Origin of the sequence: Streptomyces sp. S465 (assembly GCF_026898115.1) — a bacterium.
Lineage (GTDB): Bacteria > Actinomycetota > Actinomycetes > Streptomycetales > Streptomycetaceae > Streptomyces > Streptomyces luomodiensis.
On record NZ_CP114036.1, the window covers coordinates 1113262 to 1132141 of the forward strand.

At 74.4% G+C, this 18880-nt stretch carries 18 protein-coding genes; 12 read left to right on the forward strand and 6 right to left on the reverse strand.

The window, feature by feature from the left end; translation table 11 throughout:
• Positions 1-735: 735 nt before the first annotated feature.
• The 5 genes from N6H00_RS04575 (at position 736) to N6H00_RS04595 (ending at position 5783) form a co-directional block, all read left to right on the forward strand.
• A complete protein-coding gene (locus tag N6H00_RS04575; protein WP_268970247.1) occupies positions 736-1590 on the forward strand; it encodes a universal stress protein in 855 nt (284 codons plus the stop codon).
• A gap of 88 nt (positions 1591-1678) precedes the next feature.
• Positions 1679-2746, forward strand: a complete 1068-nt coding sequence (locus tag N6H00_RS04580; protein WP_268970248.1) for an alcohol dehydrogenase catalytic domain-containing protein — start codon at positions 1679-1681, stop codon at positions 2744-2746.
• Between the two features lie 17 nt (positions 2747-2763).
• The gene (locus N6H00_RS04585) at positions 2764-3612 is read left to right on the forward strand and encodes a universal stress protein (protein WP_268970249.1); all 849 of its coding nucleotides are present in this window, start codon (positions 2764-2766) and stop codon (positions 3610-3612) included.
• 108 nt (positions 3613-3720) lie between these two features.
• Entirely contained in the window at positions 3721-5103 is a 1383-nt protein-coding gene (locus N6H00_RS04590; protein ID WP_268970250.1) for a nicotinate phosphoribosyltransferase, read from the forward strand.
• A 14-nt stretch (positions 5104-5117) separates the two neighbouring features.
• A complete protein-coding gene (locus tag N6H00_RS04595) occupies positions 5118-5783 on the forward strand; it encodes a CBS domain-containing protein (RefSeq protein WP_268970251.1) in 666 nt (221 codons plus the stop codon).
• A gap of 408 nt (positions 5784-6191) precedes the next feature.
• Here the strand turns inward: N6H00_RS04595 and N6H00_RS04600 are convergent, their stop codons facing one another.
• Complete coding sequence (locus N6H00_RS04600) at positions 6192-6773, reverse strand: Rv1733c family protein (RefSeq protein ID WP_268970252.1); 582 nt, start codon at positions 6771-6773, stop codon at positions 6192-6194.
• 146 nt (positions 6774-6919) lie between these two features.
• On the opposite strand from N6H00_RS04600, the gene N6H00_RS04605 reads away from it, so the two are divergent.
• Both N6H00_RS04605 and N6H00_RS04610 read left to right on the forward strand, forming a co-directional pair.
• A complete protein-coding gene (locus N6H00_RS04605) occupies positions 6920-7633 on the forward strand; it encodes a response regulator (protein ID WP_268970253.1) in 714 nt (237 codons plus the stop codon).
• Between the two features lie 138 nt (positions 7634-7771).
• On the forward strand, positions 7772-8821 hold the full coding sequence (locus tag N6H00_RS04610) for an Acg family FMN-binding oxidoreductase (RefSeq protein WP_268970254.1): 1050 nt from the start codon (positions 7772-7774) through the stop codon (positions 8819-8821).
• A 353-nt stretch (positions 8822-9174) separates the two neighbouring features.
• On the opposite strand, the gene N6H00_RS04615 is transcribed toward N6H00_RS04610, so the two are convergent.
• The 3 genes from N6H00_RS04615 to N6H00_RS04625 form a co-directional block, all read right to left on the reverse strand.
• Entirely contained in the window at positions 9175-10896 is a 1722-nt protein-coding gene (locus N6H00_RS04615) for a GAF domain-containing sensor histidine kinase (protein ID WP_268970255.1), read from the reverse strand.
• 138 nt (positions 10897-11034) lie between these two features.
• Positions 11035-11538, reverse strand: coding sequence for an NUDIX domain-containing protein (locus N6H00_RS04620; RefSeq protein ID WP_268970256.1), 504 nt, complete (start codon positions 11536-11538; stop codon positions 11035-11037).
• Positions 11539-11597: 59 nt separating this feature from the next.
• Positions 11598-12368, reverse strand: a complete 771-nt coding sequence (locus N6H00_RS04625) for a methyltransferase domain-containing protein (RefSeq protein WP_268970257.1) — start codon at positions 12366-12368, stop codon at positions 11598-11600.
• 139 nt (positions 12369-12507) lie between these two features.
• Here N6H00_RS04625 and N6H00_RS04630 point away from each other — a divergent pair, with 139 nt between their 5' ends.
• Together N6H00_RS04630 and N6H00_RS04635 are read left to right on the forward strand one after the other, a co-directional pair.
• The gene (locus N6H00_RS04630; RefSeq protein WP_268970258.1) at positions 12508-13017 is read left to right on the forward strand and encodes a winged helix-turn-helix transcriptional regulator; all 510 of its coding nucleotides are present in this window, start codon (positions 12508-12510) and stop codon (positions 13015-13017) included.
• Positions 13018-13106: 89 nt separating this feature from the next.
• A complete protein-coding gene (locus tag N6H00_RS04635) occupies positions 13107-13559 on the forward strand; it encodes a DUF2267 domain-containing protein (RefSeq protein WP_268970259.1) in 453 nt (150 codons plus the stop codon).
• Between the two features lie 170 nt (positions 13560-13729).
• Here the strand turns inward: N6H00_RS04635 and N6H00_RS04640 are convergent, their stop codons facing one another.
• The gene (locus N6H00_RS04640) at positions 13730-14068 is read right to left on the reverse strand and encodes a hypothetical protein (RefSeq protein WP_268970260.1); all 339 of its coding nucleotides are present in this window, start codon (positions 14066-14068) and stop codon (positions 13730-13732) included.
• 203 nt (positions 14069-14271) lie between these two features.
• Here N6H00_RS04640 and N6H00_RS04645 point away from each other — a divergent pair, with 203 nt between their 5' ends.
• The 3 genes from N6H00_RS04645 to N6H00_RS04655 all read left to right on the forward strand — a co-directional run bounded on the left by N6H00_RS04645 (position 14272) and on the right by N6H00_RS04655 (position 16784).
• Positions 14272-14961 (forward strand): peptide deformylase, encoded by a 690-nt coding sequence (locus tag N6H00_RS04645; RefSeq protein ID WP_268970261.1) that lies wholly within the window; start codon positions 14272-14274, stop codon positions 14959-14961.
• A gap of 228 nt (positions 14962-15189) precedes the next feature.
• Complete coding sequence (locus tag N6H00_RS04650) at positions 15190-15957, forward strand: GNAT family N-acetyltransferase (RefSeq protein WP_443072898.1); 768 nt, start codon at positions 15190-15192, stop codon at positions 15955-15957.
• Positions 15954-16784: a lysophospholipid acyltransferase family protein gene (locus N6H00_RS04655; RefSeq protein WP_268970262.1), complete on the forward strand. Its 831-nt coding sequence runs from the start codon at positions 15954-15956 to the stop codon at positions 16782-16784. The genes N6H00_RS04650 and N6H00_RS04655 overlap by 4 nt, the downstream gene beginning before the upstream one ends.
• 111 nt (positions 16785-16895) lie before the next feature.
• Here the strand turns inward: N6H00_RS04655 and N6H00_RS04660 are convergent, their stop codons facing one another.
• On the reverse strand, positions 16896-18851 hold the full coding sequence (locus N6H00_RS04660; protein ID WP_268970263.1) for a DUF2264 domain-containing protein: 1956 nt from the start codon (positions 18849-18851) through the stop codon (positions 16896-16898).
• Between the last annotated feature and the right edge of the window lie 29 nt (positions 18852-18880).

The window sequence follows — 18880 nt, forward strand, 5'->3', positions numbered from 1 at the left end:
CGCCCTGGCCGGAGGCGGCGAGGCCGGGGCGACGGCCCGGTGGCACGCGCCCGGTCCCGGGGCGACGAGACCGGGGCGATGGCCCGGTGGCACGCTCCGGACCCAGACCGACCAGGCCGGAGCGGTGCCCGGCGGCGGGCTCCGGGCCGGGGACGGCGAGACCGGAACCGTCCGGCAGCGCGCTCCGGGCCCAAGCCGACCAGACCGGGACGGTGCCCGGCGGCGGGCTCCGGGCCGGGGACGGCGAGACCGGAACCGTCCGGCAGCGCGCTCCGGGCCCAAGCCGACCAGACCGGGACGGTGTCCGGCGGCGGGCTCCGGGTTTCGGAAAGGGCCGGATGACCTGGCCCCGGGGGCTGCCGCGGGACCGGTCGGCCCTGTCGGGCAGGGCCCGGTCATGGTCCGCTGGAAGTGGCACCGGGGGCATCCGGCAGACGCGGAGAAGCGGACGTCCGAGTGCCGCGCACCGCGCAATCAGGGCCCGCGAGAAGCGGGCGCCCCCGGCGTCCCCGGGTGGGCACTTCCCGGCGGTGGCCGGGGGCGAGCCGAAGGGCGGCGCGCCGCCGTCGCCGAGGGGAGCGCGCGGGCCGACGAGGGCCGTGGCCGGTGTGGCAGCGCCGCCGCGTGCGTGGCGGGCACGTCCGACCGGCGGCGCACGGCGGGCTGGAACTCCCCCGGAGGCGAACCGGGCCGCCGAGCCGCCGAGTGGCCCGTGCCGGGAAGAAGGAGGCAGCGATGGCGCGTCCCGTCACCGTCGGACTGGACGGTTCCCCCGAGAGTATGGCCGCCGCCGGCTGGGCGGCCCGCGAAGCCCGTTCGCGCGGGGCGCCGCTGCGGCTGGTGAACGCCTGGCCGGGGCCCGACCAGATGGAGCTGACCCCGGGCCGGGAGGCGGCCTGGCACTACTGGGCCGAGCGCGCCCTGCGTTCGGCGCGCGCCGAGCTGGACGCCGACCACCCGGAGCTGGCGATCCTCACCGACCAGATCCCCGGCTGGCCCGCGCCCGTTCTGCTGGCCGAGGCGGAGCGGGCCCAGCTGCTGGTGGTGGGGTCCCGCTCGATCGGCGCGGTCGCCGGCTTCTTCCTCGGCTCCGTCGGCCTGGAGCTCGCCGCTCGTGCGGTGACCCCCGTGGTCCTGGTGCGGTCGGACGGGCACGAGGCGCGGGACGGCGATGTGGTGGTCGGGGTGGAGCCGGGCGAGCCGGGCGAGGACATCCTGGAGTTCGCCTTCGACGCCGCCGCCCGGCGCGGCGGTGTGCTGCGGGCCGTGTACGCCAGCCGGGTCCCCGCCATCCGGGGCGACGCCCCCTGGGTGGTGGACGTGGGGCTGAACGATGCGCGCAAGGAGGCGGAGCACGCGCTGAACGAGGTGCTGGCGCCGTGGCGGAATACGTTCCCCGAGGTGCGGATCTTCGAGGAGATCGCCTCGGACAGCCCGGCCCGGCGGCTGGTGGGCGCGGCGGCGGGGACGGCGTTGATGGTCGTGGGCCGCGGTCCGCGCCATGTGGGGTTCGGCCCCCGGCTGGGGCCGGTCACCCAGGCGGTGGCACACCACGCCGCCTGCCCGGTGGCGGTGGTGCCCCAGCGATGACACCTCGGGGCGGGCGGCGGCGGACGAACGGCGGGAAGCAGCGACGGCGAACGGCGACGTACAGCGAAGGCAACCGGAGGAAACGGCCATGAAAGCACTCGTCTTCCACGGGCCGGGGCAGTGCGCCTGGCAGGAAGTGCCCGACCCCGAACTCCAGGCCCCCACCGACGCGATCGTACGGATCGGCACCGTGACCGTCTGCGGCACCGATCTGCACATCCTCCGCGGCGAACTGCCGGAGGTGAGCCCCGGCAGGGTGCTCGGCCACGAGGGGGTCGGCGAGGTGGTCGAGACCGGCGCCGACGTCCGCGGGATCCGCCCCGGCGAGCGGGTGCTCATCTCGTGCGTGTCGGCCTGCGGCCACTGCCGCTTCTGCCGGGAGCGCGCCTACGGGCAGTGCCATGGCGGCGGGGGCTGGGTCCTGGGGCGTACGGTCGACGGCACGCAGGCCGAGTACGTCCGGGTGCCGTTCGCCGATCTGTCCACGCATCCGCTGACGGGCGCGGCCGAGCGCCCTGACGCCGTGCTGCTGTCGGATGTCTTCCCCACCGCCTACGAGGTGGGCGTCCTCAACGGCCGGGTGGAGCCGGGCGATACGGTCGTGGTGGTGGGCGCCGGGCCGGTCGGGCTGGCCTCGATCGCCACCGCGCAGTTCTTCTCCCCCGGCCGGATCATCGCCGTCGATCCGGTCCCGGCCCGGCTGGACGCCGCCAAGCGGATCGGCGCCGACGCGGTGGCGGATTCCGCCGAGGGCCCGGAGCGGCTGGTGGACGACCTCACCGAGGGGCTCGGGGCCGATGTGGTGATCGAGGCCGTGGGGAGTCCACGGAGCTTCGAGAGCTGCACCCGTATGGTGCGGCCGGGCGGCAGGATCGCCAACGTCGGGGTGCACTCCCGGCCCGCGACGCTCCACCTCGAAAAGCTGTGGTCCCAGAACGTGACGATCACTACCGGGCTGGTCGACACCTACTCCACCGCCACCCTGCTCTCCCAGCTGGCCGCCGGGCGGCTGCCCGCCGCCATGCTGATCACCCATCTCCTGGAGCTGGACCAGATGGAGGAGGCGTACGACGTCTTCGCCCGCGCGACCGACACCGGCGCGATCAAGATCGCGCTGGGTGAGGCGGCCCGTCCGCTGGTGGCGCGGGAGCGGTGAGCGCGGAGGCGATGCGCATGGGAACGCCCATCACCGTCGGCGTCGACGGTTTCCCCGAGAGCCCGCGGGCCGCGCACTGGGCGGCGCGCGAGGCGCTGCTGCGCGATCTGCGGCTGCGTCTGGTGCACGCCTGGAGCCTGCTGTCGCCCGCGGCCCCGGCCTTCTCCCCCGAGGAGGACCGCAACTACTGGGCGCAGCGCCTGCTGACCGACCTGGTGGGCGAGTTGCGCGACGCCCATCCGGGGCTGCGGGTCACGGCCGAGCTGGTGCCGCGGGAGACCGTGCCGGCGCTGCTGGCCGCGGCCCGGGACGCGGAGATGCTGGTGCTCGGATCGCGCGGGCGCGGCATCCCCGGCGGCTTCCTCCTCGGTTCGACCGGCCGTCACCTCCTGGCGTACGGGGAACGGCCGGTGGTCATGGTGCACGCCGACGACAGCCCGCTGACCGCCGATGTGACCGTCGGGGTGTCCCTGCGGCGGCCGGACGAGGCGGCGCTGCGCTTCGCCTTCGACGCGGCGGCGCGGCGCGGCGGTGTGCTGCGCGCCGTGCACGCGGGCGACGTGCACACGGGCGCCGACGCGGCGGCGGCCGAGGAATCAGGACCGGCGGACGCGGCAAGGGGGCCGACGGACGCGCTCGACGCGGCGCTGCGCCCCTGGCGGGAGAAGTACCCGGGGGTTCCGGTGGCGGAGGTGCTGGTCCCGGAGCGTCCGCCGCCCGGTGTGGTGCACGCCGCACGGGGCTCGGGACTGCTGGTGCTGGGCCGCGAGGAGAGGGAGCCGGGCCCCGTCCCGTATCTGGGCTCGGTGATCCACGCGGCGGTGCACCACGCCCCGTGCCCGGTGGCGGTCGTGCCGTGCGGCTGACGTCCGAAGGGAGCTGATGTCCCAAGGCCCGAAGGAAGCTGATGTCCCAAGCCCGAAGGGAGCCGACGTCCAAGGGGAGCCGATGTTCGCAGGGAGGCGAGAGCGGCCATGTCGGAGGCGATGACCACCGACCTCTACGAGGTCACGATGGCCCTGTCGTATCTGCGCGAGGGCATGACCGCCCCGGCCACCTTCGACCTCTACGCCCGCCGACTGCCGCCCGAGCGGGGCTTCCTGGTCGCCGCGGGCCTGGAGCCCGCGCTGGAGTACCTGTCCGGCTTCCGCGTGGAACCGGAGGACGTGGCGGCGTTCGCCGAGGCGATGCACCGTCCGTACGAGGACCTGGAACCCTTGCTGGGGCTCGGTTTCGACGGCGAGGTGCGCGCGGTGCCCGAGGGGCGGATCGTGCTCGCCGGGGAGCCGCTGCTGGAGCTGACCGCGCCGCTGCCGCAGGCCCAGCTGGTCGAGACGTATCTGTTGGGGCAGCTGAGCCATCAGACCACGATCGCCTCCAAGGCCGCCCGGTGTGTGCTCGCGGCGCGCGGGCGCCCGGTGGTGGACTTCTCTCTGCGCCGCACCCACGGCCCCGGGGCCGGGATGCAGTCGGCGCGGCTGGGCGCGATGGCCGGGTTCACGGCGACCAGCAATGTCGCGGCGGCCCACGCCTACGGGATCGCCGCCACCGGGACGATGGCGCATTCGTACATCGAGGCGTTCCCGGACGAGGAGACCGCGTTCCGCGCGTTCGCCCGGACCCATCCCGGCCCGGTCACCTTCCTGGTGGACACCTACGACACGGCGACCGGAGTGGCCACCGCCGCGCGGGTGCTGCGCGAGCTGGCTCCCGGTCCCGGCAGCGCGATCCGCCTGGACAGCGGCGACCTGGGCGAGCAGGCGGTACGGGCGCGGGAGATCCTCGACGCGGCGGGGCTGCCCGAGGTGCGGATCGTGGCGAGCGGCGGGCTCGACGAATACGCCGTGGCGGAGCTGATCGACTCACAGGCGCCGATCGACGTCTTCGCCGTGGGCACCCGGGTCGGGGTGTCGGCCGACGCCGCCTACCTCGACACCGCGTACAAGCTGGTCGTCTACGACGCGGAACCGGTGATGAAACTGTCCTCGGCCAAGGCCACGGCCCCCGGTACCAAACAGGTGTGGCGCCGCCCCGGCTACGCCGATGTGATCGGCGAGCGGGACGAACTCCCGCCCCACGGCGGGGCGCCGCTGCTGGAGACCGTGATGCGGGAGGGCCGGCGGACCGGAGCGCCCGACACCCTCGACCGCGCGCGGCGGCGGTTCGACGCCGACCTCGCGGGGCTGCCGCCGCAGGCCCGGCGGATCCGCCACCCGGTCCCGCCCCGGCCGGCCACCTCCGCCCGGCTGGCCCGGCTCGCGGGACAGGTGCGGCACCGGCTCGAGCACCGCATCGAGCACCGCATCGAGCACCGGTCGGCGGCCGGCGGCGAGGCCGGCGGACAACAGGCAGCGTGACCAAGGAGGATGCCGTGCCCCGGAGTGCGCACATCGTGAGCGATGTGATGACCCATACCGTCGTCGCCGTCGGCCGCGAAGCGCCGTTCAAGGAGATCGTCAGAACGCTGGAGCAGTGGCGGGTGAGCGCCCTGCCGGTGCTGGAGGGCGAGGGCCGGGTCATCGGCGTGGTCTCCGAGGCCGATCTGCTGCCCAAGGAGGAGTTCCGCGACAGCGACCCGTCCCGGGTGGAGCGGCTGCGCGATCTCCCGGGCGTCGCCAAGGCGGGCGCGGTGACGGCCGACGAGCTGATGACGGCCCCCGCCGTCACCGTGCACGCGGGCGCGACCCTCGCCGAGGCCGCACGGATCATGACCCATCAGCGGGTCAAGCGGCTCCCGGTGGTGGACGAGGAAGGCCGTCTCGAGGGCATCGTCAGCCGCGCCGACCTGCTGAAGGTGTTTCTGCGGCCGGACGAGGACATCGAGGAGGAGGTGCGCCACGAGGTGGTGGCCCACCTCTTCCCGGCCACGGGGGAAACCGTCCGGGTGAGCGTGAACGAGGGCGTGGTCACGCTCACCGGACGGGTCAGGGAAGCCGTCCTCATCCCGGCGGCGGCCCGCCTCATCCGGGCGATCGAGGGCGTGGTGGACTTCGACAACCAGCTCACGGCCGCGCCCCCGGCGACCCGGCGGGACTAAGGTCTGCCGATCTCCGCGAGCCCGCCCCCGACTGGGGGCGCCCAGGTGCCCAGGGCTCCTGGGCCAGGCTCTCGACCGGTCCCCGGCGGCGAGGCGGGCGATCCGCGCGCGGTGCCGCTGCCGCTCCCAGATCTCCGCCCGTAGCCGCTGGTCGATGTCTGCGACTGCCGCGGCGAACTCCGCCTCGTCTGTAGCAGCTCCCGCACACGCGCCGGCGGGACCCCGGCCTCGGCGAGGGTCGGATCCTGATTCGGCGTGATAGTGCCGCACCGCGCGCACCGGCCAGCATGCGCGTGCTCAAGGCGATCGGCCATGATCAATTCCTTGATCGGGAAGAGAAGCGTCGGCGTGAGCGCCCACCCACAACCGGGCCGGACCCCCATGCGTGGTGTCCCGCACGCCGACGGGTCACCCCATGTGGCGGCTCCAGCGTGGGCCGACCTCGGCCCAGGCGCGTCCCCACTCCTGTGCGCGGGCGCGGTCCAGCCGCCAGCGCACCATGCCGCGCCCGGCCAGCGACACCGCGCCCACGCCCGCCGCGGCCGATGTCCCGGCGAGCACCGCGCGGGTCGCGATCTGCTCGGGGGTGGGCGGCTGCTGGACCAGCCGGCCCCGTCCGTCGGTCCACACCTCGGCGGCCGTGCCCGCCCTGCTCCCCTCGTGGACCTTCGCCGCGCCGGTGTGGACGGCGCCGTCCGGGCCGGTCCAGCGGACGACCGCGCGCACCTGGCCGGTGGTGGACCCGTCGGCGGCGGGCTGGGCGGCGGGCGCGTCCTCCTTCAGCACCGCGGGCACCCGGTGCCGGTCCGCCCGCTCCTGCCGCAGTGACGCGTCCACGGCGGTGCCCGCGGCCACCCCGGCCGCCGGGCCGCCGACCGCCATCACCAGGCCGGTCACGAGCACGACCCACGCCTCGATCACGTCCGAGCGGCGTCTGAGCGGATTGCGCCGCCACCGCCACATGCGCCGCCCCCGCACTTCCGTGCCCATGCCGCGACCGTCGCACGAGCGAGGAGGGCGGGACGAGGGCCGGGCAGCCCTCTTGGGGGCCCGTTCGGCCCTGGTACCGCCCTGACCTGCTGCGCCACGATTCCCACCGGGGGCCGGGCGGACGGCGGACGAACAGTGCGAGAGCCATGACCGAGACACGAGGGACACGAGGAACACGGGCGGCACCGGCGACACCCATCAGGGTGTTCGTACTGGACGACCATGAGGTCGTCCGGCGCGGACTGCACGATCTGCTGGACGCCGAACCGGACATCGAGGTGGTCGGCGACGCCGGAACCGTCGACCACGCACTGGCCCGGGGCCCGGCGCTGCGCCCCGACGTGGCCATCCTGGACGTCCGGCTGCCGGACGGGGACGGCGTCACGGTCTGCCGTGAACTGCGCTCCCGCATGCCCCGTCTGGCCTGTCTGATGCTGACCTCGTTCGACGACGACGATGCGCTGCTGGACGCGATCATGGCCGGGGCGGCGGGTTATGTGCTCAAGCAGATCAAGGGGTCGGACCTGGTTTCGGCGGTGCGCACGGTGGCCTCCGGCCAGTCGATGCTGGACCCGGCCACCACCGCCCGGCTGATGAGCACCCTGCGCGGTGACGCCACCCCGCCGGAGCCCAGGGACGAGGTGCTGGCCGGACTGTCACCGCGCGAGCGGGAGATCCTGGTGCTGATCGGTGACGGGCTCACCAACCGGGAGATCGGCAAGCGGCTCTTCCTGTCCGAGAAGACGGTCAAGAACCACATCTCCCGGCTGCTGGCCAAGCTCGGCGTGGAGCGCCGTATCCAGGCGGCGGTGCTGGCGACCCACTCGGCCCCGCACCCGGCCGACGACCATCCCGGATGACCCGGCCCGGGACCGTACGACCCGTACGAGCTGTTCGACCCGCACGATCTGTTCAACCCGTACGACCTGTTCAACCGTACGACCTGTTCAACCCGTTCGACCGTACCGCCAACGGCCCACCCGCGAGGAGGGGACCCCATGCAGCCCGCAGCGCTCGACGCGGCGATCCTGGAGAAGCTCATCTCCGCGGCCGTGGCCGCTCCGTCGATGCACAACACCCAGCCGTGGCGCTACCGGCTGAACCCCGACACCGTCACCCTGGAGGTCCGGGCCGCCCCGGAGCGGGGGCTGCGGTTCACCGACCCCATGGGGCGGGGTCTGAGCGTCTCCGCCGGGGCCGCCGTGTTCAATCTGCGGGTCGCCGTGGCCCACTTCGGCTGGGACCCGGTGGTCCGGCTGCTGCCGTGCCGCTCGCAGCCCGATCTGCTGGCCACGGTGCGCCTGGCCGCCTCTCCTCGTGACGGGGCCGGACGCCACGACGACCCGCACCAGGAGCTGTACGACGTCATCTGGCGGCGGCACAGCAGCCGCTCCCCCTTCTCCGGACGCCGGCTGCCGCCACGGGTGCTGGGCGAGCTGGCGGAGGCGGCGCGGGCAGGCGGCACCACGCTCCGGGTGGCGGACCCCGAGGAGACCGCGCGGCTGTTGCGGCTGACCGTGGAGGCGGAGCGGCGCGCCCACGAGGACCCGCGCCGGCTCGCCGAGAGCCGCGACTGGGTCCGCGACACCGGACCGTACGGAATCCCCCCGGCCGCCCTCGGCCCACGGGACGCCACCGGACGGCTGCCGATGCGCGACTACCTCGGCTATCCGGGCGCGGGACCGGACGGCCACCGGGACAGCCACCAGGACGGCCGTCCGCCCGCCGCGGTCTTCGAGAGCCGCCCGACCATCGCGGTGCTGACCACCGACCAGGACCGGCGCACCGACTGGCTGCGGGCCGGACAGGCGCTGGAACACGTGCTGCTGCTGGCCACCTCGCACACGGTCCGGGCATCCCTGCTGCACCAGGCGCTGGAGTGGTCCGACCTGCGGTGGTCGCTGAGCGACGGCCACCGGACACCGGGCCATGTGCAGATGCTGATCCGGCTGGGTTACGGACCGTCCGGAGCAGCCACCCCTCGTACGGGGGCGGCCGATGTACTCGAGGGAGAGACTCCGGCGCGGGCCGACGACCGGGTCGGCTGAGCGACGGACACCGACACGACCAGGCACGGAGCACCCTCGGGCAACCGGAAGCGCCAGGGTTGGCCGGGTGCCGCCGAAGCCTGCCGAGTCGGCCCAACGCGGCCGGATGCGGCCCGTACGGCCCACGCGGCCGAAAACGCCCCCGAACCGCCGGAGCACCAGGGTCGGCACGGGAACGCCGCCCTCAGGCAGCCGGGAGCGCCAGTGTCAGCCGGAGTCGGCCGGGAGCGGACAGTACGGCAGGAGCGGCGGGAAGCCGGGGTGGCGAGGAGGAGCGGGGCGGGGGCGGCCGCGGCCGCCCCCGCGGTGGGGGCTCGCCGCGGCGGGCGTGTCCTACCGCTCGGCGGGCCCTGTCACTCCGGGAGCGGGACGGCCCACACCAGGCGGGTGCCACCGTTGGGGGGCTCGCCCAGCTTCAGCTCGCCGCCCAGCTTCTCGGCGCGCTCGGCCAGGTTCCGCAGTCCGCTGCGCCGGCCGCCCCCGGGGATGCCCACCCCGTCGTCCGTGACCGTGAGGGTCAGCCGACCGGACGCCACGACCAGCGATATCTCGGCGGCACCGGCCCGTGCGTGGCGTGCGACGTTGGACAGCGCCTCGGCGAGGACGGCCACCATGTCGTCCGCGACCGAGTGCGGCACATCGGTGTCGACCAGTCCCTCGGTGCGCAGCGAGGGGGTGAAGCCGAGCGCGGGCACGGCCTCCTCGATGGTCTTGGCCGTACGGACCCGCAGCCCCTGGACGGCGGGGCCCGCCTCGTGCGAGCGCAGTCCGAAGATGGTCGAGCGGATGATCTTGATGGTGTCGTCCAGGTCGTCCACCACCCGCAGCAGCCGTTCGGAGCCCTCCGGGTGCTGGACGAAGCGCAGGGTGGACTGGAGCGTCATCCCGGCGGCGAACAGCCGCTGGATGGCCAGGTCGTGCAGATCGCGGGCGATCCGGTCGCGGTCCTCGAGCAGGGCGAGCTGCTCGGCGTCACGCCGCCGTTCGGCCAGTTTCATCGCGATCGCCGCCTGGCCGGCGAAGCCCAGCAGGGTGTCGGTCTCGATCTGGGTGAAGGCGGGGCTGTCCGCCGTACGGGCCAGCGAGAGCACCCCGCCCACTCCGTCGCTCGTCCGCATCGGTACCGCGACGGCCGGGCCGAGCCCCTCCCAGCGCTGCGGACCGGCGGTGATCCGCGGATCGTTCTGGACATCGGTGCTGGTGACCGGCTCGGAGGCGGTGAAGGCCGCCCCACCGAAGGTGCCCTCGCGGGGCAGCACCAGACCGCGGTGGGCCTCGGCCTCGGTCCCCGCCGCCAGCGCGACCTGGAGCTCGTCCGAGCCGGCCACCGGCAGCATCAGCACGCCCAGATCGGCGGAGAGGATCCGGCGGGCGTGCTCGACGATCAGCTCCAGGACCGTGGTCTCGTCCACTCCGGACAGCAGACTGCGGGTGACCTCGGCGTTCGCCTCCAGCCAGCGCTGGCGGTGGCGGGTCTCCTCGTACAGCCGGGCGTTCTCGATGGCCACTCCGGCGGCCACGGCCAGGGTGGAGAGCACCGTCTCGTCCTCGCCGTCGAACTCCTCACCGTCCCGCTTCCCGGTGAGGTGGAGATGGCCGAAGACCTCGTCCCGCACCCGGATGGGCACCTCCAAGGAGGAGCGCGCCGGCGGGCGGTTCGGCGGAAGGCCGTGGCAGGCCGGATGCTCCGAGTTCCCGTCCGGCGGCAGCGGATGTGGCAGCGGCTGCGGGTGGCGGATCAGCTCCCCCAGGACGCCGTGGCCGGACGGCAGCCGCCCGGTCGGCTCGGTCCGCTCCTCGACCACGCCCGCCGGTACGGACCCGGCCAGCCGCTGATCGTCGCCGATCACGCCCAGCGCCCCGTGTTCGGCGTCCACCAGCACCACGGCGGCCTCGACGATCCTCCGCAGCACATGCGACAGATCCAGCTCCCGGCCCACCGAAAGAACCGCCTCCAGCAGGCTGTGCACCCGGTCCTGCGTGCCGCGCACACCGTCGATGCGCCCCTGTAGCTCTTCCAGCAGTTCGTCCAGCCGCAGCCGGGGCGGGTACTCCGTACTCCTCGCGCTCTCCATACCCACGGTGCCTCCGTCGGCCTCACCGCGCTCGGCGCGGCATTCCGCACGGCCCTCACTCTCTTCACGGTAGCCGCGCCCGGCGGCCGGTGAGTGCCGTGAACCGGAATGACCTGGTCGTCCGGGTCGCGCCCCCGGTCACCCGAGCGCGGGGCCCGCCCCCTCCGGCCCCTGGACCAGCTCTTCGAGCCGGTCCAGGAAGATCCGCTGCTTCGCCACGATCTTCCGGCGGGCCTCCTCCGGACCGAACCAGGCGACCCGGTCGACCTCGGGGAACTCCCGCATCCGGCCGGAACCCCTCGGCCACTCCATGGCGAACGTGCCGGGAGTGATCCCCTCCGGATCGAGATCGCCCTTCAGCGCCCAGACGGTGACGTACTTGCCCCCGGTCTGGGTCACGGAACCGAGCGGCATCAGCCCACCGTCGGGCGGCGGCGTGCCGAGTTCCTCCTCGAACTCCCGGCGCGCGGCGGCCTCCGGGGTCTCGTCCCCGTCGTACTCCCCCTTGGGCACCGTCCAGGCGCCCTCGTCCTTCGCGGCCCAGAACGGGCCGCCCATATGGGCGAGCAGAACCTCAACGGCCGGGTCGGCCGGGCCCGTACCCCGGTACAGCAGGATTCCGGCACTGCGCTTACGCGTCACAGCGCCCAGTGTGCGCCCACGCGCCCACACGCCACACGTCGGCGGGCCGGGTCCGCCGGTCAGCCCTTGCGGGCGTATCCGAGGTAGGTGACCAGCGGCCGGGCGTCCGGGGCGAGGACGAAGTCGACGATCGGCGGGATCTGCTCATCGCTGATCCGCCCCCGGCGGCGCGCCATGGTGGCCTTGACCAGGCTGCGCGGGTCCTTGGGCTTGAAGTCGCAGATGTCCTCGTTGCGCAGGCCGTGCCGGTCCAGGGCGGCGGTCAGCTCGGCGGGGGTGCGCAGCCGCGCCGCCGTGTAGCGGCCGGCCGGCATGATCCGGGTCATCGGGAGGCGCTGGAAGGCGCCGAGGTAGATCAGCCGGGAGAGCAGGGTGCGGTTGACGGTGTCGTAGATCAGCACACCGCCGGGCCGCAGCACCCGGGCGGCCTCCGCCAGCACCCGGTCCAGCTCCGGGGTGATCTCGAAGGTGTCGGCGTAGTAGGCGAGGTCGAACGCGCCGTCGGCGAGGCCGAGTTCCTCGGCGGGCGCGGTGCGGTACTCGATCCCCGGGCGCCCGCCCTCGCCCGCCTCGCGCGCCATCTCGGTGGCGGTGGCGGAGGGGTCGACGGCGACGACGCCGAAGCCGAGACCGGCCAGCCCGCGGGCCAGCAGCCCGCGGCCGCTGCCCACGGCCAGGGCACGGCTGCCGGACGCGGACAGGCCCACGCGCTCGACGGTGGTGCGGACGTATTCCAGGCGGGTGTCCTGGAAGGAGACGGCCCTGATCTGACGGCCGTCGACGGCCTCGGGCGACCGTGAGTCCAGTTCGATGTGCGGGGCGGCGGCCATCGTCTTCTCCCTCACGCGTGTGCGACACGGGTGTGCGGATTCACCGGTACCCGGGGTCGCCGCCCGGACGGACCGGACGGGTTCCCCGAAGAAACCTAACATCATGAGTTCCCTCAGGGAACTCGGGTAGGCTCGTGTCATGACCCGTACTCCGCTCGCCGACGTGGCCTGTTCGATCGCCCGCGCCACCGATCTGTTCGGCGACGCCTGGACGGCGCTGATCATGCGAGATGTGCTCACCGGGGTCACCCGCTTCGACGACCTCGCCCATGACCTGGGCATTTCGCGCAAAGTCCTGGCCGCCCGGCTGTCCCGGCTGGTCGAGGAGGGGGTGCTGGTCCGGGAGCGGTACCAGGAGCGGCCGCCGCGTGAGCACTACCGCGCCACGCTCAAGGGCGAGGAGCTCTATCCGGTGCTGCTCGCCCTGATGGAGTGGGGCGACCGCTGGTACGCCGGCCCGGCCGGCCCGCCGGCCCGGATCCGTCACCTCGGCTGCGGCCTCGACACCACGCCGGTGTCCGTGTGCGCCCACTGCGGCGAGCCGCTGACGGTGGGCAACACCACCCAGCTCCCGGGCCCCGGCGGGCGCACCGGACCCGGCACCCGCGTCCTGGGGCCGCTGCTGGCCGCCCGGGAGGACGAGGCGTGACCGCGCACCCGGCGGCGACGGAGGTTTGAGACAACGGCAGGGGGCACTCGGCACAGCAGCCGGGCACCCGACCACGAGGAGCGCCGACCATGCGCTACGAAGAACTGACGGGCCTGGTCCAGGCCCGCGCCCAGCTCCCCGACCGTCAGTCGGCCGAACGGACGGTACGGGCGACGCTCGAAACCCTCGCCGAGCGCATCCCGGGCGGGCTGGCGAACCATATGGCCGCACAGCTGCCGCAGGAGGCGGGCGAGCCCCTGCGCCGGATCGCCGCCTCCCAGGAGGGCACCCCTGAGGAGCGGGAATACCGGCGGGAGCACGGCGAGCGGTTCGACCTCACCGGTTTCGCCGGCCGGATCGCCTGGCGCACCGAGCACACCGAGGAGGAGGCGCTGCGCGAGGCGGCCGCCTTCTTCGAGGTGCTGGACTCGGCCGTGGACCCGGAGCTGATGGAGAAGCTCTACGGCGTGCTGCCGAGCGACATCCGGGAGCTGCTGCCGGAGGCGGGGGCCGAACAGGGCACGCGGCGCGAGCAGACGTAAGCACCCCGCGCCACGGCGGGAGCAGACGTAAGTAAGCACCCCGCGCCACGGCGCGAACGGAAGGAAGCACCCCGCGACACCCTCGGCAGGAGTCATCAGCCCGCCGCGAGGAGCAGGCACCGCGCCACCCCGCAGCCTCGCCCCGCCCCTGGTCCCGGGCGTCGTGCCCCTCACTCCGTCTGCCCCGGGTGGTCGGGGTGGCCGTGGCGCGGCGGGGGGCTCGGCTCGGCCGCCGTCTGCGGCGTCACCGGCGAACCGCCGCGCGGCGGCGAGGGCCGTTCGGGGAGCGGCTCGGCACCCGGCTCGCCCGGCGAGGGGGTGGCGCCGCTCTCCAGCTGGCGCAGGCGCGCCGTGAGCACCTCGACGACCGGAAGGCGGTCGGCGTGGGAGCGCTCGTACTCCAGCAGTTGCCCCAGCTGCTCCGCACCGAGGCCGCGGATGCGGTGCTGGAGCGCGCTGAGCGGCAGATGGTCGTAGTCGGCGAGCGGCAGTTCGTCGTGGGTGCTCATCCGTTCTCCTCCCGGGCCCGCCACGGATGGGTGTGCGGGTGGCTTCGCGGACCGGTCTCCGCTGCCGAGGGTCGAGCGGGTACCCGCACACGTCGAACGAAAACGGCATAACGGACGAGCGGTGGCGGGAGGGAACCGCCACCCCGCCGCCCCGCCGCACGCGGCGCGTTGCCGTGGCGTGATCGTCTTGCCAGGCTGTCCCCATGCCGATCACCGACCTGTCCGAGCTCGTCGACGAACTGCTCTCCGGGACCCGCCCGCTGCCGATCATCCCCGCGGGCGTCCCCGTGCTGCGCCAACCGGCCCTGCCGTACGAGGGCCAGCTGCCAGCGGACCAGCTGGACCGGCTGCTGGCGGCGATGCGGGAGGCGATGCACTCCGCGCCCGGCGTGGGGCTCGCCGCCCCGCAGATCGGTGTGCCGCTGCGGCTCGCGGTGATCGAGGACCCGGCGGAGGTGACGGCCGAGGTGCGGGAGGCGCGCGGCCGGGTGCCGCAGCCGTACCGGGTGCTGGTCAACCCCGTGTACGAAGCGGTCGGCGACGGACGGGCAGCGTTCTTCGAGGGGTGTCTGAGCATCCCGGGCTGGCAGGCCGTGGTCAGCCGCCCGGACCGGATCCGGCTGCGCGGGCAGGACGTGAGCGGACGGGAACTGGACGAGGAGTTCACCGGCTGGCCCGCGCGGATCGTCCAGCACGAGACCGACCACCTCGACGGCGTCCTCTATCTGGACCTGGCCGAAACCCGTTCCCTGTCCTCGGCCCAGGCCGTCAGCGACTACTGGTCCCAGCCCACCCCCGCCGCCGCGGCCCGCTCACTGGACTTCCCGCTCCGGACCGCCGCCGACGACGACAGCGGCAACGGCAATGACAACAGGGGTGCTACCGCTCCGTAACCACGGGCCGACCCGCGGCATGTGTTCGTCATCGGCTGGCAGTCGCCGAATCACCACGCGGACACTGTGACGTACGTCGCCACGGCAAGACTGGTGAACGCCGGCGGTACGCGCCGCCTCCGCGTACCGCATCGGCGAGTGAGGCGTTTCTTCCTGCGTTCCTCCCCGCGTTTTTCCGCTGTTCCCCAGTCCCCACCGCTCCTGACGTCCCTCGAACGGAGAACAGGAATGTCCGGAATACCCGTGCTGACGACGTCCACCGCAACGCCGCCCACCAGCTCGTACGTCACCTCGATCGCCCACACCCAGGAGCAGGTCCACGCCGCGCAGCGACTGCGCTACCAGGTGTTCGGTGAGGAGCGGGGAGGCACGCTGGACACGGCGGTCGACGGCCGCGACGTGGACGAGTTCGACGAGGTCATGGACCACCTGATCGTCACGGACACGGCGACGGACACCGTGGTCGGCACCTATCGGCTGCTCCCCCCGGGGCGCAGCGAACGGCTCTACTCGGACACCGAGTTCGATCTGCGCGGGCTTCCGGCCGAGGTCCGCTCGTCCATGGTCGAGGCGGGCCGCGCCTGTGTGCACGCCGACCACCGCTCGGGCGCCGTCATCAACCTCATGTGGGCCGGGCTGGCCCGCTACGTCCTGCTGTCCGGCCACCGCTATCTCGCGGGCTGCGCCTCGGTCCCGCTGGCCGAGGGCGAGCGGGCCGCCGCGGGCGCCTGGCTGCTCGGTACCACCAAGCACGCCGCCCCGCCCGAGTTGCGGGTCCACCCGCACGACCCGTGGGTTCCCTCGCGGCCGCTGGACACCGAGGCCGGCTACGCCGAGCTGCCGCCGCTGCTCCGCGGCTATCTGCGGATCGGCGCCTGGATGTGCGGCTCCCCGCAGCACGACCGGGCCTTCAACGACGCCGACTTCTTCGTGCTGCTGGACACCGAGCGGATGAACGACCGCTACCGACGCTATTTCCTGGGCGCGTCACGGTGACCGTGCCACTCGGGACGCATCTGCCCGCGCACGCCTGGGCGGCCTGGTCACCGTGCACCACCGGCTGTGTCACCCACGCCGCCCGGCGCGTCCCCGCCACCCGCGTCGCCCGGCGGGCCGCGGTCTTCGGCCGGTCGGTGCTGGGCGCGCTGCTGTGCGGCCGGCGGATCGCCGAGCCCGAGACGCTGCGCATCCGTGCGGCGGCGGTCCTGGACTCCCTCGGCATCCGGCTGGAGGTGGCGGGCGGCACCACGCTCAGCGCCCCCGGCGGCACCGGCACGCTCGTCGTGGCGAACCACATCTCCTGGCTGGACATCGTCGCGCTGCTCGCGGTCGAGCCGGTGGTCATGCTGGCCAAACGGGAGATCGCGGGCTGGCCGCTGGTCGGTCCGCTGGCCACCCGTGCGGGAACGCTCTACATCGACCGCGGATCGCTGCGCGAACTCCCCCGTACCGTACGGGAGATGGCGGCGCTGCTGCGCGCGGGCCGGTCGGTGATGGCCTTCCCGCAGGGGATCACCTGGTGTGCGGGGACGGGCGGCAGCTTCCGGCGGGCCACCTTCCAGGCCGCGCTGGACGCGGGCGCGCCGGTGCGTCCGGTGACGCTGGACTACGTCCAGCACGGTGTCCCGACCACGGTGGCCGCCTTCGTCGGCGAGGACGACTTCGGCACCTCGCTGCGCCGGGTGATCCGCGCCGACGGGCTCACGGTGCGGGTGGCCGTGCACCGGCCGCTGCGGCCGGTGCACTCAGCCGACGACCGGCGCGTCCTGGCCGCGCGGGCGCAGGCCACCGTGTGCGGGGCGCGGCTGCCCGTGCACGGCTGACGGTCCGTATGTGCCCCGGACACCGGGTGTCCGGGGCATACCGGCACGGCGGCGGCGAACCGCGCATGCGGAAGGGGATGGGCCCATGGGCCCGCCCCCTTCCGCATGTGGTCACGGCTTCTCGTCCGACTCCGTGACGGTGGGCGCGTCGCCCGAGCCGAAGTCCACCACGACGTCCGCGCCGTCCGGCAGCCGTACGGTGACCGTGAGCCCCTTCACCTCGGCGGTGGCGAGACCGGCGAGGGGGGCGGGGTCGCGTTCCCCGGTGAGCGAGGCCAGTGCCACGAAGAGGGTGCCGGCGGGGTCCTCGGGGCCGGCCGGCTCCTCGCCGACGGTGCCGGTGAGCTCGGGCACGAGGGCCCACGGCCCGTACGCGGTGCCCTGCGGCGCCCGGACCGCGCCGGCGGTCTGCCAGCCGTGCAGTCCGAGGAGCTGGCCGGTCACCTCTTCCCCGGCCAGGCGTATCTCGGGGCCCCGCTCGGTCTCCGCCGGGGTGCCCGGGGGCAGGGCGACGGCCCAGCCGCTGTGGTGGATCCGGGTTCCGGCGGGGACGCCCACGGTGCGGTGGACGCGTACTTCGAGCCGGCCGCGGACGAGGGTGAGGCTGTCGATGCGGGCCGAGGGCAGGATGGGGCCGCCGCCGGGGAACAGCGGGACCTGGGAGGAGGCGATCCAGTCGGGGCCCGCGGCCAGCGGCTGGATGCGCGGCCGCTTGCTGCGCGCTCCGCGCACCTCGAGGGCGATGTGGTTGTCGGGGGTGTTGTCCGCGCTGGTGGGGCCGGTGCGGGTGGAGTAGGCGAGCCGGGCGTAGAGGGGGTCGGGCGCGCTGTCGGCGCCCCAGGTGTAGCTGCCGTGGTTGTGCAGCCGCACCAGCCCGTCCCGTCCCGTGGTCTGGATGAGGAATCCGGCGGCGGGCAGCGCCAGCGCCCGGTCCGGCCCCTCGACGGGCGCGGCCTCCTCGGGCGCGGTCCACACCGGGTGGTCGGGCGGGAGCAGCAGGGCGAGGAACCCCTTCGAGGCCCAGTAGGGCGAGCCGGGCCCGGAGTAGCGCTGGAGAGTGGCCGCGTGCGGCCCGTACCAGCCAAGGCTCAGCACCCCGTCCCGGGTCAGCGCGCCACGGTCCAGGAAGTGGCGCAGCGCGCCGCTGAGGACACGGCGGGTGGCGCCGGGGGCGAGGGGGGTGTGGCCGGTGAGGGCGCCGAGGCCCACCGCGGCACCGGCGGCGAAGCGGTAGGTGAGGGAGCGGCCGTGGTGGATGGGGGCGCCATTGGCGTCGAAGAGCAGCGAGAAGCTCTCGAGGAAGGTGTGCAGCCGGGGGCCGAGCCGGTCCAGCAGCGCGCCGTCGGCGGCGAGATGGGCGTGCAGCAGCGGATACATGTGCAGCGCCCAGCCGTTGTAGTGGTCGAACGACCGGGCGTCGCCGTCGGAGTACCAGCCCTGGCCCCGGTACCAGCCCTCCAGGAGGTCGAGCCCCCGCTCGATGGCGCGCGCCGTCTCGGTGTCGCCGCGGCCGACGGACTCCAGGAAACCGGCGACGGTGAGGGGGAAGAGGTACCAGTTGTTGGGGGCGGGCTGGTGGCGGAGCGCGCCGCGCAGCCATTCCTCGGTGCGGTCCTGGGCGTCGGACGACAGGGCCTGCCAGGTCCACGGCGCGGTGAGCCGCAGGCCCAGGGCCACGGACGCGGACTCCACCATGGGCTGGCCGTGGGCGGGGAAATGGCCGATCACCGGCCAGGACTCGGCGTCGTTCCGTCCGGGGGTGAGGGTGCCGCGGGCGATCCCGGCGGTGTAGCGCTCCAGGACGGAGTGCGGGTCGCTGCCCGCGGACCCGGCGGCGCGTAAGGCGGCGAGGAGGAAGGTGCGGGCGAACCCTTCGAGTCCGTCGGAGCGCACACCGGACTGCGACGGGGGGCCGGGGAGGTCGATCAGGCCGTGGCCGGGGGTGGCGTAGCGGAGGGCGGCGTGCAGCAGACCGTCGGCGACGGCCTCCCAGTGGGCGCGGGTGTAGCCGGTGTGGGGGCTGAGGGCGCGGTCGTCGGCGGGGAGCGGAAAGGGCAGTTCGGGCATGGCGGGGTGGGCCTCCTGGGGGTCGGGCG

Coding starts and splice junctions, on each gene's coding strand:
- N6H00_RS04575 (WP_268970247.1), top strand. CDS start 736: ATGGCGCGTCCCGTCACCGTCGGACTGGACGGTTCCCCCGAGAGTATG.
- N6H00_RS04580 (WP_268970248.1), top strand. CDS start 1,679: ATGAAAGCACTCGTCTTCCACGGGCCGGGGCAGTGCGCCTGGCAGGAA.
- N6H00_RS04585 (WP_268970249.1), top strand. CDS start 2,764: ATGGGAACGCCCATCACCGTCGGCGTCGACGGTTTCCCCGAGAGCCCG.
- N6H00_RS04590 (WP_268970250.1), top strand. CDS start 3,721: ATGTCGGAGGCGATGACCACCGACCTCTACGAGGTCACGATGGCCCTG.
- N6H00_RS04600 (WP_268970252.1), bottom strand. CDS start 6,773: ATGGGCACGGAAGTGCGGGGGCGGCGCATGTGGCGGTGGCGGCGCAAT.
- N6H00_RS04605 (WP_268970253.1), top strand. CDS start 6,920: ATGACCGAGACACGAGGGACACGAGGAACACGGGCGGCACCGGCGACA.
- N6H00_RS04610 (WP_268970254.1), top strand. CDS start 7,772: ATGCAGCCCGCAGCGCTCGACGCGGCGATCCTGGAGAAGCTCATCTCC.
- N6H00_RS04615 (WP_268970255.1), bottom strand. CDS start 10,896: ATGGAGAGCGCGAGGAGTACGGAGTACCCGCCCCGGCTGCGGCTGGAC.
- N6H00_RS04625 (WP_268970257.1), bottom strand. CDS start 12,368: ATGGCCGCCGCCCCGCACATCGAACTGGACTCACGGTCGCCCGAGGCC.
- N6H00_RS04630 (WP_268970258.1), top strand. CDS start 12,508: ATGACCCGTACTCCGCTCGCCGACGTGGCCTGTTCGATCGCCCGCGCC.
- N6H00_RS04635 (WP_268970259.1), top strand. CDS start 13,107: ATGCGCTACGAAGAACTGACGGGCCTGGTCCAGGCCCGCGCCCAGCTC.
- N6H00_RS04640 (WP_268970260.1), bottom strand. CDS start 14,068: ATGAGCACCCACGACGAACTGCCGCTCGCCGACTACGACCATCTGCCG.
- N6H00_RS04645 (WP_268970261.1), top strand. CDS start 14,272: ATGCCGATCACCGACCTGTCCGAGCTCGTCGACGAACTGCTCTCCGGG.
- N6H00_RS04650 (WP_443072898.1), top strand. CDS start 15,190: ATGTCCGGAATACCCGTGCTGACGACGTCCACCGCAACGCCGCCCACC.
- N6H00_RS04660 (WP_268970263.1), bottom strand. CDS start 18,851: ATGCCCGAACTGCCCTTTCCGCTCCCCGCCGACGACCGCGCCCTCAGC.